Origin of the sequence: Paludibacter jiangxiensis (genome assembly GCF_001618385.1) — a bacterium.
Lineage (GTDB): Bacteria > Bacteroidota > Bacteroidia > Bacteroidales > Paludibacteraceae > Microbacter > Microbacter jiangxiensis.
This window is the reverse complement of the sequence record NZ_BDCR01000001.1, coordinates 796,074-808,344: the sequence shown is the minus strand read 5'-3', so window position 1 is coordinate 808,344 and position 12,271 is coordinate 796,074. Positions and strand designations below refer to the sequence as shown.

Genomic DNA, 12,271 nt, shown 5'->3' with positions numbered 1-12,271 from the left:
CTGAACAGAAGATTTTGTAGAAAAGAACTCGAACGGAAATAAAAAAACAAGAATCAATTTAAAATGCAGATTCTTTAAGTCCCCCTTGAGGGGGATTTAGGGGGCTGTTGATAATATGGAAAAACGTTTCATTACTCAGGCATCGCTTAACCGTTGGCTTACGAAAATTGTCAGTGACGGGAAACATCTCTACGCTCCGGTGAACAAGGGTGCCAAGGTTGATTTCGGGCGTGTGGCTTCGGCCGACGAAATCGTATTCGACCATATTCAGACCACCCAGTCGGCGAAGTCGGTAGCATTTCCACGTACCGATGTGCTCTTTTCGTACGAAAAAGAGAAGGGCAAGGTTCAACTCGAAAATGCCGACCTGAACGCCTATCCTGAAACGGTGGTGTTCGGCCTGCATCCCTGCGATGCTGCCGGATTCAATCCGCTGGGAGCGATCTTTAACTGGGATTACAAAGACGAACTCTACAATGCCCGCCTGCAACGCACCGTGGTGGTGACGCTGGCCTGCACCAAAGCCGATGAGTACTGTTTCTGTACTTCCGTTAACGGCGGCCCGGGCAATACCGCCGGGAGCGATATCCAGTTTACACCGGTTAACGGCGGTTTTCTGGCCGAGATCCTGACCGAAAAGGGCGAAGCCTTGGTGAAAGCCGATGAGGCCGTTTTTGAAGCCGATCGTGGTGATGTAAAGGAGGAATATCTGGTGAAGTTACCGGAGAAATTCGATATTAAAACCGTTCAGGAGAAGTTGCAGACCGCATTCGAGAGTCCGATCTGGAAAGCGCAATCGCAACGCTGCATCGGCTGCGGAGCGTGTGCCTATGTTTGTCCTACCTGCGCCTGCTTCGACATTCAGGAAGATGCGCACGGCACCAAAGGGAACCGTCTCCGTTGCTGGGATTCATGCGGATTCGCACTGTTTACCCTGCACACCTCGGGACATAATCCCCGTCAGACGCAGGCTCAACGCTGGCGGCAACGCCTTTTGCACAAATTTTCGTATATGCCCGATCGTCTTTCCGTAAGGGGCTGTACCGGTTGTGGCCGTTGTTCACGCGCTTGCCCCGTGGATATGAATTTATCGGAACATCTTTCCTCGATTTGAGGATTTGGGGATGTGAAAATTTGAAGATGGAAACAGCCTTTGATTTTATTGATTATGAAAAATGACAAGGATAATTTGATCGTCAACCTTTCGGTAGAATTTGCTTTGGCCATTATCGAATATTGCGAATTGCTGGAAGAAAACAGGAAATTTGTTATTGCCAATCAATTGCTTAAATCAGGGACTTCCATCGGAGCGAATGTCCGTGAAGCCCAAAATGCAGAGAGCAAGGTAGATTTTATTCACAAATTGAAGATAGCAGCAAAAGAGGCTGACGAAACAGAATATTGGTTGATTCTTTGTGAAAGATCAAAGAATTATCCGGATCCTTCGGCTCTGAAAGAAAAATTGAATTCTATACACAATGTGATTTCAAAAATCATCATCACATCAAAAAAGAACTGATTAAGACGTACGCTTATGGATAATTTACAACATATTGAGGAGAACGGTATTTCTTCATCCTCAAATTCTCAAATCTCCACATCCTCAAATCTGTATTTGCCTTATCTGATGACCGTTGAGAAGGTGACGCAGGAGGCTCCCGGCGTGAAGACTTTCCGTTTGAAATTTCAGGATGAGGAGGCAGCAGAACAGTTCTCGTTCAGAGCCGGACAATTCGGTGAATACTCCGCTTTCGGCGATGGTGAAAGCACCTTTTGTATCGCTTCGGCGCCTACCCGCAAAGGCTATATCGAATGTACCTTTCGCGAAGCCGGTAAGGTTACCTCATCGCTGGCAAGGCTCGAAGAGGGTGACACGATGGGATTCCGTGGCCCGTTTGGCAACACTTTTCCCATCGACCAGTGGAAGGGCAAGAACCTGCTCTTTATTGCCGGTGGTATCGCGCTTCCTCCCATGCGTTGCGTGATCTGGAATGCGTTGGATACCCGCGAAAACTTTAAGGATGTGAGCATCCTTTACGGCGCCAAATCGGTGGCCGATCTGGTGTACAAGCACGAACTGAAAGAGTGGGAAGAACGTCCCGATGTGAAACTGGTAACGACAGTCGATCCCGGAGGCGAAACACCCGACTGGAAAGGTGAGGTTGGTTTTGTTCCTTCCGTCCTTGAAAAGATGAATCCATCGAGCGAAAACACTGTGGCGATTGTGTGCGGTCCTCCGGTGATGATTAAGTTTACCTTCCCGGTGCTGGAAAAACTCGGTTTCAAACCCGAAAATATCTACACCACGCTCGAAAACCGTATGAAATGCGGGGTAGGGAAGTGCGGCCGCTGCAACGTGGGCAAACTGTATGTATGCAAAGACGGGCCGGTATTTACCGGAGCTGAATTGCAGGCTTTACCCCCTGAATATTAACTACTCTATGTTTTAAAAGAAGCTCTATTTATTATTTATTGTGTTTAGGCTGAGGCTGCTGTCGTTTGATGGTGGCCTCGGCTTTTTTAAGCCGAAGCTTATCTTTCGTGAGAGCAGGTTCTTTGCTGGCAACTTGCTATTTTTGCACGTTATGATGAGAATTTCAAGAGTTATGTTTCAATATATATCTGCCTTTAGCATTCCCTAAAAGTATCAAATCAAGCAATTTCGGCAACTCTTCAAGACTTACTTCCTGAGTTATTTCTTTCAGTTGATCTGGTTTCCAGGCTGTAGATAACAAATTCCATATTTGCATTTTTGCATCTTTGGAAATCTCCACAGAATCAATGCCAATTAATTTCACTCCTCTCAGAATAAAGGGGAAAATACTCGTATCTAATTGAGAGGAAGCAATCATTCCACAACAGGTCACAACACCGTTATAATTGACAGATTTCAACATCCCGGATAATATTTTTCCACCAACAGTATCAATACCCGCAGCAAACTCACTTTTAGATAAAGGTCTGTTATCATATCTGGCAGTAAATTCTTCCCGTGTAATTATCTCATCAACCTTTAATGTATCCTCGAGAAGCTTTGCGTTATTCTTTCCGGAAACAGCTACAACTTTATATCCTAAGTGTTTTAGTATAGCAATAGAAAGACTACCAACTCCACCAGTCGCACCACTGACTACTATTTCCCCTTTTCCCGGAGTAATGCCATTGTTGATAAGGCCTGAGACAGAAAGGCCGGCAGTCAGACCGGCAGTCCCGAAATACATAGCTTCTTGTTCTGTGAATGCTTCAGGAAGAGGAACAACCCAAGCCGCAGGCACGCTGATATATTCTCCAAATCCACCAGAAGTATTCATCCCCAAATCATATCCGGTTACCAGTACCGGTGCATCGGTTTTAATTTCCTCTACAGAGGATAAAACAACCTTTCCTACAGCATCAATACCGGGTACATGTGGATATTTCTTTGTCACACCTTTATTACCTGATGCTGAAAGGGCATCTTTATAATTAATCGAAGAATAGCTAACCTTTATCAATACTTCATTTGCCGGCAAATCTGCGAGGGTTAGATTTTCCACCACCTTAACAAAAACGCCATCTACTTCTTTTACTACTAATGCTTTGAATTTTGTTTCCATATCATCAAATTTTGGTGTAAATTTGGGCAATAATTTTTTATGAAACAATAACTTACAAAAAGTACAGTAACCAACATACTATTCACAATTGCTGATTAACACGGTTTTATAAAAATGGATGAAATAAAAAAAACTGAGATTATTTGTCCGTCTGATGTTTTCCTGAAGATTATCAAAGGCAAATGTAAGACAACGATAATCGTTTTGATCGAACAAGGCAGAAACCGTTTTAGTGAGATAAAACGAACCTTACCGACTATCAGTGAAAGGATGATTGCCAAACAACTAATGGAATTAGAAAAGGATGGCATAATTGTTCGTAAAGTGTTTCAGGAGGTACCTCTGCATGTTGAGTACTTCCTCACAGCATATGGAGAGAGTATTTATCCAATTGTCCGAGATATGAGGAAATGGGGGTATGAATATTTAAATCATTTGGATACACAAGGTAATAACGAATCGCATTAGAGTTCAAGGCTCGGTCTTCAGGTCCCCCGACACTCGCTATTTTCACACGTTGAGTTGATCCGGGAGAACAGTGTCGACAGTGGATAGAATATCACTTTTTTACATTGAATCGAGCCTTGTATTCACTGGGTGTCATACCCAAAACCCGCTTGACGTAACGAGTAAAATAACTTGTTGTGTCGAAGTCCAGCTGATAAGCGACCTCAGCAATTGAAAGATCTTCTCTCTTCAGCAGTCCGGCTATCTCCTCAGCCGTAAAGCGTTCGATGAAAAAAGAGGCATTGTGCCCATTTGCCCTTATGCAACACTCGGAAAGGTATTGAGGACTTACATTCAGCAAAGATGCATAATATTCTACCTTTCGGTATTTCCTGTACAATCCTTTCTGAAGGAGGTGCACAAACTTTCTCAGAATCCATGCACTTTGATCCATACCTTTCAAATCATCCGCATGATACCCGGAATGGATATCATACATATCAAGAACCATCATCTCTACGGCACGAACCACCATTTCGGCATAATAAACATGTGAAAACCCATTATAGCGGAACTTAACCTGTTTGAAATCAGAGATAATTCGTTCCGATTCTTCAACCGATAAGGGCATAACAGGATTATTTGCCATCGCAAGCAGCCCCGTCGCCTCATAGTTGCTTTTAGGAAGAGCCACATGCATAAATTTATTAGAGACGATGACGCCGGTCATTCTGAAATCATCTGTTGCCCTGATGTCTGTAATCGAAGTCCTGTTTGGAATAATAATACAGTCGTCTTTGCCGGCAGCAAAGCTCTTTATACCAATACGGAATGTCACATTTCCTGAAATAACAACCAAATGAAGACAGGTATCAAGATGCTTGTCAGACATGGCATCATAGATATCATTTGAGAAAACAATATCATTTTCACTAATGATAAATATTTGTTTATCAATTTCTTCTTTCTTTGCCATATCTAGTTTACATGATTAATAATAACGCAAAGGTAATAAAAACAACAAAAAGATAACTAAACTGCAAAAAGTGATATTTTTACTTGTTTTAGTGTTATAACTCAGCCCTCATGTTGGAGTAATTTTGCAACACTAATAATAAGATTTGATAAGGTATGAATATGAAGAAATTTGGACCAGCGGGATGGCTCTTCCCGAAGCCGGTAATGATTATCGGCACATACGACCAGGACGGCAAACCAAATGCCATGAATGCTGATTGTGGTGGTAGTTGGGATCACACAGAAATTTCCCTCTTTTTGGGTAAAAGACGGCAGACTACTTTGAATCTGCAGAAACATGGTGAATTTACTCTGGCATTAGCCAACAAGGACACTATGGTTGGAGCTGACTATGTAGGTATTGCCAGCAGTCTCCGTGAACCGGATAAGATAGCCAGGACGGGCTGGACAGTAGAGAAGGCTCCGGATGTCAATGCACCTCTCTTCACGGAGTTTCCATTAACACTGGAGTGCCGTGTTAAAGAGGTACTCGATGATGCGACGTCTCGCGATTGCTACCACCTTATCGCTGATATAGTCGGGATTCTGGTTGATGATAAATATTTGGGAGAAGATGGCTATCCGGATATTCGGAAGATGAATTTGATCTGCCACGAAACGGTACATCAGACCTATATCCAGCTTGGAGAAACAGCAGGTAAGGCATTTCGTGAAGGAGCTAAGTTAAGATAAGGCTGTCTCAAAATTATTTAAAACGAGACACCGCCCTACCAAACACGAACTAAAGAACATAAAAGAAACAGATTATGGCAATAAAACCAGTTGAATTAAGTAAAGCCTACCGTTTGTTACAAGTAGGACCTACTACAATGATTTCCGCCAAACACGATGGAGATGAAAACGTAATGGCAGCCGCCTGGGTCGGTATTGGCGGTCCAAATAAAGTGGTCGCCTATATTGGCAAACAAGCCGACACCCGCCAGCTTGTAGAAAAGAGCGGTTATTTCGTTGTGCATATTCCTACGGCTCAACAAATGGAAATCGTTTTATTTGTGGGAGAACACAGCAAAAACACGATGCCTAACAAACTTGATAGTCTTCCCCTGTTTTATCAGGAAGAATTTGACATTCCAATGGTAGAAGGTTGTGCAGGTTGGTTAGTTTGTAAAGTAATTCCCAATTCGCATCAAGAACAGAATTTTGACTTGTTTATGGGTGAAATTGTTGCGGCTTGGAGCGATGACCGCGTATTTAAAAACGGGCATTGGATTTTTGATGACGCACCGGATGAATTGCGTACTGTGCATTATGTAGCAGGCGGTCAATTCTACGCTATTGGCAAAGGCACGAAATTTAATCACGGACCGGGAGTGGACTAAGCAAGACCAGCTTAAAATCCTCCGATCCCCGTAGTCTGCCAATTACCTCAACAGAATTAAAGAAACCGCACACTTCCGATAAACGTATGGCTCCAGCCTACGCTTTGTTTAGAAACAATCATCTTAAAAACCAGAAAGCGGCTCCAGATTTATTTCTGAAACCGCTTTGACCATATATCACTTTTCTACCGTCTTATATTACGGTGCGACGAATCCCTCGTTGAAATTACAGAGGGACTATTCCGCCCCTTCCTCAAACGGCCTCCGATAAGCACATCCAGCCCTCCACTCCGAGCAGCCGTAAGCCGTTTTCCCCTTGATAATTGTTCCCTTGCCACACAACGGACAGATTTCCGGTTGAGGAGTTGCGGCAGGAGCAGTTGTAGCAGCTGGTTTTGCCACTTCCGGCTTAGGTTCGGTCGGCTCTTTCTTCTTGCGGGGGGCGCGTTCCTTTTTCTCTTTCGGAGCTTTAGCCTCTTTCTTGGGCTCTTCAACGACCGGAGCCTCCACACTCACCGAACGGTGCGAAGTATCGTATTTCACCTGATGCACTACGTCAGATACCATCGTTTTTAGCTCGTCAATAAACTTGCGGGCCTCAAAGCTACCTTTTTCTATCTCGCGCAGTTTTTTCTCCCAAAGACCGGTCAACTCCACGGATTTAAGCAGCTCCACATCAATCACGCCAATCAAGTCCATGCCCGTGGGAGTAGCTATCAGGTTTTTCTTCTCCTTGCGGATGTAATTGCGTTTAAAGAGTGTTTCGATAACCGCAGCACGGGTGGAAGGACGGCCAATGCCGTTTTCCTTCAAAGCATCGCGCAACTCGTCATCATCGACCTGCTTACCGGCTGTCTCCATCGCACGAAGGAGCGTCGCTTCGGTGTAAGGCTTGGGCGGCTGCGTCCATTTCTCTCCCAATGTGGGTTCGTGCGAACCGCTTTCGCCAATCTCAAAAGCCGGCAGGATATTATCGTCATCTTCGTCTTTCTTTTCGCTTTCGTCCTTTTCCTCCGGCTTGTCTTTGGCAAATACCACACGCCATCCCGGATCAAGGATCTGCTTACCATTTACCTTAAATTCTACCTTATCCACTTCTCCATTGACGGTCGTGGTCGATATTTTACAATCAGGATAAAAGGCTGCGATGAATCGGCGAGCCACAAGATCAAATACCTTGCGCTCATCGTTGGTCAGGTTATTGGGGTGAACACCAGTAGGTATAATAGCGTGGTGATCGGTTACCTTGCTGTTATCGAATACTTTTTTCGATTTGGGAATCTTTGCTGCCAGTACCGGAGCAGTTAGCTCTTCATAATCCTTCAGTCCACGCAGCGTACCGGGTACTTTCGGGTAAATATCATCGCTCAGGAACGTGGTATCCACACGCGGATAGGTCGTCACTTTCTTTTCGTAAAGCGATTGGATAAGCTTCAAAGTCTCATCGGCCGAGTAGCTAAACTTCTTATTGCACTCTACCTGAAGCGAAGTCAGGTCAAAAAGGCGCGGAGGCGCTTCGTTTCCTTTTTTGGTGGTAACGTTGGTAACGGTGAAAGGCGAATTGCGCACCGTCTCCAGAAATTCCTGCCCCTCTTCCTGCGAGGTAAATTTACCTTTGGAGGCAGAAAATGTCGTATTTCGGTAAATGGTCTTGAGTTCCCAATAAGGTTCGGGCTTGAAATTCAGAATCTCCAACTGGCGATTCACGATCAACGCCAATGTGGGAGTCTGCACACGACCGATAGAAAGAACGCTGCGGTTCTTGCCATATTTCAGGGTGAATAGGCGCGTCGCGTTCATTCCCAACAACCAGTCACCGATAGCCCGCGAAAGCCCGGCTTCGTATAAATGCTGAAATTCCTGATTGGTATGAAGCTTCTCAAACCCCTCTCTAATAGCCTCTTCTGTCAGTGAGGAAATCCAAAGCCGATAGACAGGACAAGAGCATTGTGCCTTTTGCAACACCCATCGCTGAATGAGCTCCCCCTCCTGGCCGGCATCACCACAGTTAATCACTATTTCGGCATTTTTGACCAAACTTTCAATGGTTTGAAACTGTTTTACATAGCCGTCATTCTGAATCAGGCGAATGCCAAATCGCGGAGGCACCATGGGAAGATAAGCCAGCGACCATTGTTTCCATTCAGGAAGATATTCGTGAGGTTCCTTCAGCGTACAGAGGTGGCCGAATGTCCAGGTGACCTGATATCCGTTGCCCTCAAAATAGCCATTTTTCTTTGCCTTGGCTCCTAATATCTGGGCGATTTCACGGGCGACACTTGGTTTTTCGGCGATGCACACTTTCATGATTTTGGTGTATTTGAGTAAACAAGAAGGCACAAAGATACAATAAGACCTTTGAGCCTTCGGGGTAAATATATTCCCTTTGGGGTGAAGATTTGTGAGTACAAAGATAGGCATTCCCCCGTTTTCAGGAAAAACAATAGAAAGGGATTATATATCCTGTCAATACTGAAGAGCCCTTACAAAAAGGGCATATTGCGGCAAATAAATGAGTAAATCTTTTAATCTAAGATAAAGCGCAATGGATAAACCTCTGATCTATATAAAAGAGGCGATCAGTCTGGCCGCCGAGAATGTCAGAAATGGCGGTGACCCTTTTAGCGCAGTAATTGTCAAAAACTACGAGATCATCGCCCGCGCAGGCAATACGGTGACATTAACGAACGATCCGACAGCCCTGTTTCCCGTAGCGTAAATAATGCTGCTTCCGATGTTTGGCATAGCGTCTCGCTATGCCAAAGTTAGAAGGAATTACTTCAATCGCATTACTGCAATTTTTCTTACTTCTACGTTATTGTCCCTCTTTGGCGCAAGTTTAGCGATAGCGTAACTTGTGCCTAAAACCCAAATGGTTTGTAACCACAAACTACGTTCAGCGAAGCTAATCAGTTATAAACTGCTTTTATTTTGCGTCCAAGCTACACTTCGTTAAGCTTGAACGAGAATCTGTTATTTTTGTATTCTTGCGCCAAAATGGACTTCGACTATTTTAAAAATATCACATACCTCCATTGCAAGGTTCTTTGATTTTCTGGTAATATCTTGACATTTGCACAGGAATCATAGTGTATATATTTTTTAATTCATTACCAGAATCATCAGTCAGGGTAAATGACCACTCAGCAATCTTTTTTTCAAGATTGGTAAATTTGACTTTAACAACAGTTTCTCGCGGATTACCGAATGTCGAATATAAGACATTAAATTCCTGCTCTTTGTCTGATACTTTTTTTGAATTTAGTATCTTGAAGACGTCATCCTCCTGTCCATAATTTATTGTGATTGTTTTTTGTTCCCAATTGATTTTAATTTGACTAATCTCACTATAGCAAGGATATAACAAAACATATTTCCCCTTCTGTTTTGTGAGGTTAATCCAGTTATTTTCAATCTGCAGTTTGCTATTCTGAGCCATTAAACACAATGCATTCAACAGCAAAAGAATTAATATTGATTTTCTCATAATATTGATATTAGTTGGGTTTATCTTTTTAATGCCGTTCAGCCGGAATCGAAGATCAGCGAAGCTAATATGCTACCTCTGTATTCTTTATAATCAGCCATTTTCGTTCTCCACCCCAAACCCACTGACGATCTACGATGTCACTACTTCAAGTCTGAAGGAACTTCAATCTGCCTGTTGCTCTTCTCGATCGTTTTATAAACTTTTCAGTTTTCACTGACTTAAAGTCCCCTGCAGGGGATTTAGGGGTAAAAACGGCTTTTGTTTTACAGTTCAATGCTATTGTTTGGTTTGCTCACGCGAAAGATTAGCCCCGCTGAATTTCATTTCGCGCGGGAACAGAGTAATCTCCTTCATTTTTAGCTAATCACAAACTTCTCTGCAAACATACAATAAATTATTAACATGTTAAAAGAAAATATTTCGCCAATTGATAATATTTTGATTCTCCCGATATAGCTATCACAGAATTCAAATTAACCGGGAGGGAGGGGTAAGACGAATTGAATGAAGTGGTTAATATTTTTTAGCACGAAGTGCAATTGTCCGGTCAGAAATTATTCCGTCCTTTGTCTAACAATGTTAGATTTTATAACAACGTTTATATGGGCCATGTAGAGAGAAAGAAGCGGGATCAGGAGAATATTCGTGCCAGCATTTTAAATGCGGCGATAAATCTCGCTAAATCAGAGGGCTGGAGCGCTGTAACTATTCGGAAAATTGCAGAAGCAATTGAGTATACTCCACCTATCGTGTATGAATATTTCAAGAACAAAGACGATCTGATTCACGAAATAATCATTTACGGGTTTCAGAAATTGCGCCAAATGGGGAGCGAAAATTTGTTAAAAACCTCAGATCCCAAAGAGAAGTTGCTGGCATTATCATTGGTGCACTGGGATTTTTCGTACGAACACCGGGAGCTTTATCAGCTAATGTTTAGTCTTGAAAGGCCTCTCCCAAACGATGAGGCCGAAAAGGGAGCTCAATTGCTGAAAGATATTTTTGGCGAAGTTACAAAACGAAGCAATCGGGAAATCGACATTCTGATCTTCAACTGGGTCTGTGTATTAAACGGCACAATCAGCATGATAATGCAATTCGACAAACCCGAGCATCCTTTGCAGGAAAAATTCTCACTCACCTCCCGGGAACTTTTCATGCAGTTTATGCAGCGGTTTATCGATAGCATAACCCATTAACGGATAGAATTATCTTTGGTAAAATACCTATCCGGTGAGCTTTATAGTATATTTGACAATCGATAGAAAATTGGATATAAAACTTAATTAAAAAAAATGTTTGACGTATGAACAAAACATTAATCATGGGAAGCCTGCTGCTTCTTGTACTTTTCTCTTCGTGTAAGAACAAACAAATGGGAGCCAATAATCCCAATCCCATTCTTGCCTATCCGGTAGAAGCTGTTGCACCGCAAGATGTGGAACTGAAATCGGTATACCCCGCCGTACTTAAGGGACAGGAAGACGTTGATATCAAGCCACGCGTTGATGGTTTTATCGACAAAGTTTTTGTAGATGAGGGTGCTGTTGTCCGCAAAGGGCAACCTCTGTTCAAAATCAATTCACCGACATCGGTGCAGGCTGTACAAGCTGCTCAGTCGGCGTATAATACAGCGAAACTGGATGTTGATCGTATACGTCCGTTGGCCGAAAAGGGAATTTACAGTTCGGTAAAACTGTCTACCTACGAAAACGTGCTGGCCAATGCCAAAGGTGCGTTGAACGAAGCCAAAGCCAAACTGAGCTGGGCTACCGTTACCAGTCCGGTGAACGGCATTGTGGGAACCATCAACTTCCGTCAGGGAAGTCTGGTAAATAATGCCAATGTGCTTACCACCGTTGCAAATACCACCAATATCATCGCCTACTTTTCGATCAACGAAAAAGACCTGCTCACTTTGTTGAAAGACATGAAAGGGAGTACTCAGGCCGAAAAAATCAAAAACATGCCACGAGTAAAGCTATTGCTTTCGGATGGAACCGAATATGAAGAAACCGGAAAAATCGAAACCATTTCGGGAGTAGTTGATGCCGTTTCGGGGGCTGTCAATTTCAGAGCTTCATTCCCCAATAAACACGGTCTGTTGCGGAGCGGTTCGAGCGGAAAGGTTGTAATTCCACAACCGATCAGCAATGTAATTGTCATTCCGCAGGAAGCAACATTCAACCAACAGGATAAAGTGATGGTGTATAAAGTACTCGGCGATTCTGTCTTACAGAAATCTATTTTGGTAAAGGCAACCCCCGATGGCAAAAGTTATGTTGTACTCGATGGCTTGTCTGCCGGAGAAAAGATAGTATCGGGAAGTATCGCTACCCTGAAAAGCGGTCAGAAAATCAAAGTAAAATCTCTTAAATAAT

At 43.3% G+C, this 12,271-nt stretch carries 13 protein-coding genes; 9 read left to right on the top strand and 4 right to left on the bottom strand.

The window, feature by feature from the left end:
- Window positions 1-115: 115 nt before the first annotated feature.
- The 3 genes from PJIAN_RS03050 (at window position 116) to PJIAN_RS03040 (ending at window position 2,434) form a co-directional block, all read left to right on the top strand.
- Entirely contained in the window at window positions 116-1,114 is a 999-nt protein-coding gene (locus tag PJIAN_RS03050) for a 4Fe-4S dicluster domain-containing protein (RefSeq protein WP_068701884.1), read from the top strand.
- A 54-nt stretch (window positions 1,115-1,168) separates the two neighbouring features.
- Window positions 1,169-1,519 carry a four helix bundle protein gene (locus PJIAN_RS03045; RefSeq protein ID WP_068701882.1) on the top strand — a complete coding sequence of 117 codons (351 nt, stop codon included), beginning with the start codon at window positions 1,169-1,171 and terminating at the stop codon, window positions 1,517-1,519.
- A 108-nt stretch (window positions 1,520-1,627) separates the two neighbouring features.
- Complete coding sequence (locus tag PJIAN_RS03040; RefSeq protein WP_068701880.1) at window positions 1,628-2,434, top strand: FAD/NAD(P)-binding protein; 807 nt, start codon at window positions 1,628-1,630, stop codon at window positions 2,432-2,434.
- A 163-nt stretch (window positions 2,435-2,597) separates the two neighbouring features.
- On the opposite strand, the gene PJIAN_RS03035 is transcribed toward PJIAN_RS03040, so the two are convergent.
- Window positions 2,598-3,596, bottom strand: coding sequence for a YhdH/YhfP family quinone oxidoreductase (locus tag PJIAN_RS03035; protein ID WP_068702709.1), 999 nt, complete (start codon window positions 3,594-3,596; stop codon window positions 2,598-2,600).
- Window positions 3,597-3,710: 114 nt separating this feature from the next.
- Here PJIAN_RS03035 and PJIAN_RS03030 point away from each other — a divergent pair, with 114 nt between their 5' ends.
- Complete coding sequence (locus PJIAN_RS03030) at window positions 3,711-4,064, top strand: winged helix-turn-helix transcriptional regulator (RefSeq protein ID WP_068701878.1); 354 nt, start codon at window positions 3,711-3,713, stop codon at window positions 4,062-4,064.
- A gap of 91 nt (window positions 4,065-4,155) precedes the next feature.
- On the opposite strand, the gene PJIAN_RS03025 is transcribed toward PJIAN_RS03030, so the two are convergent.
- Window positions 4,156-5,019 carry a helix-turn-helix domain-containing protein gene (locus tag PJIAN_RS03025; protein ID WP_068701877.1) on the bottom strand — a complete coding sequence of 288 codons (864 nt, stop codon included), beginning with the start codon at window positions 5,017-5,019 and terminating at the stop codon, window positions 4,156-4,158.
- A gap of 155 nt (window positions 5,020-5,174) precedes the next feature.
- On the opposite strand from PJIAN_RS03025, the gene PJIAN_RS03020 reads away from it, so the two are divergent.
- Together PJIAN_RS03020 and PJIAN_RS03015 are read left to right on the top strand one after the other, a co-directional pair.
- Window positions 5,175-5,753: a flavin reductase family protein gene (locus PJIAN_RS03020; RefSeq protein ID WP_369691199.1), complete on the top strand. Its 579-nt coding sequence runs from the start codon at window positions 5,175-5,177 to the stop codon at window positions 5,751-5,753.
- A 74-nt stretch (window positions 5,754-5,827) separates the two neighbouring features.
- Window positions 5,828-6,400, top strand: coding sequence for a flavin reductase family protein (locus PJIAN_RS03015; RefSeq protein ID WP_068701875.1), 573 nt, complete (start codon window positions 5,828-5,830; stop codon window positions 6,398-6,400).
- A gap of 237 nt (window positions 6,401-6,637) precedes the next feature.
- Here the strand turns inward: PJIAN_RS03015 and PJIAN_RS03010 are convergent, their stop codons facing one another.
- Window positions 6,638-8,707, bottom strand: coding sequence for a DNA topoisomerase 3 (locus tag PJIAN_RS03010; protein ID WP_068701873.1), 2,070 nt, complete (start codon window positions 8,705-8,707; stop codon window positions 6,638-6,640).
- Window positions 8,708-8,945: 238 nt separating this feature from the next.
- Between PJIAN_RS03010 and PJIAN_RS14880 the strand changes: the two genes are divergently transcribed.
- Window positions 8,946-9,119: a tRNA-specific adenosine deaminase gene (locus PJIAN_RS14880; protein ID WP_153802465.1), complete on the top strand. Its 174-nt coding sequence runs from the start codon at window positions 8,946-8,948 to the stop codon at window positions 9,117-9,119.
- 303 nt (window positions 9,120-9,422) lie between these two features.
- Here the strand turns inward: PJIAN_RS14880 and PJIAN_RS03005 are convergent, their stop codons facing one another.
- Complete coding sequence (locus tag PJIAN_RS03005; RefSeq protein ID WP_153802464.1) at window positions 9,423-9,887, bottom strand: hypothetical protein; 465 nt, start codon at window positions 9,885-9,887, stop codon at window positions 9,423-9,425.
- A 605-nt stretch (window positions 9,888-10,492) separates the two neighbouring features.
- On the opposite strand from PJIAN_RS03005, the gene PJIAN_RS03000 reads away from it, so the two are divergent.
- Both PJIAN_RS03000 and PJIAN_RS02995 read left to right on the top strand, forming a co-directional pair.
- Complete coding sequence (locus PJIAN_RS03000) at window positions 10,493-11,089, top strand: TetR/AcrR family transcriptional regulator (protein ID WP_068701869.1); 597 nt, start codon at window positions 10,493-10,495, stop codon at window positions 11,087-11,089.
- Window positions 11,090-11,196: 107 nt separating this feature from the next.
- Window positions 11,197-12,270 (top strand): efflux RND transporter periplasmic adaptor subunit, encoded by a 1,074-nt coding sequence (locus PJIAN_RS02995; RefSeq protein WP_068701868.1) that lies wholly within the window; start codon window positions 11,197-11,199, stop codon window positions 12,268-12,270.
- Window position 12,271: the final 1 nt, after the last annotated feature.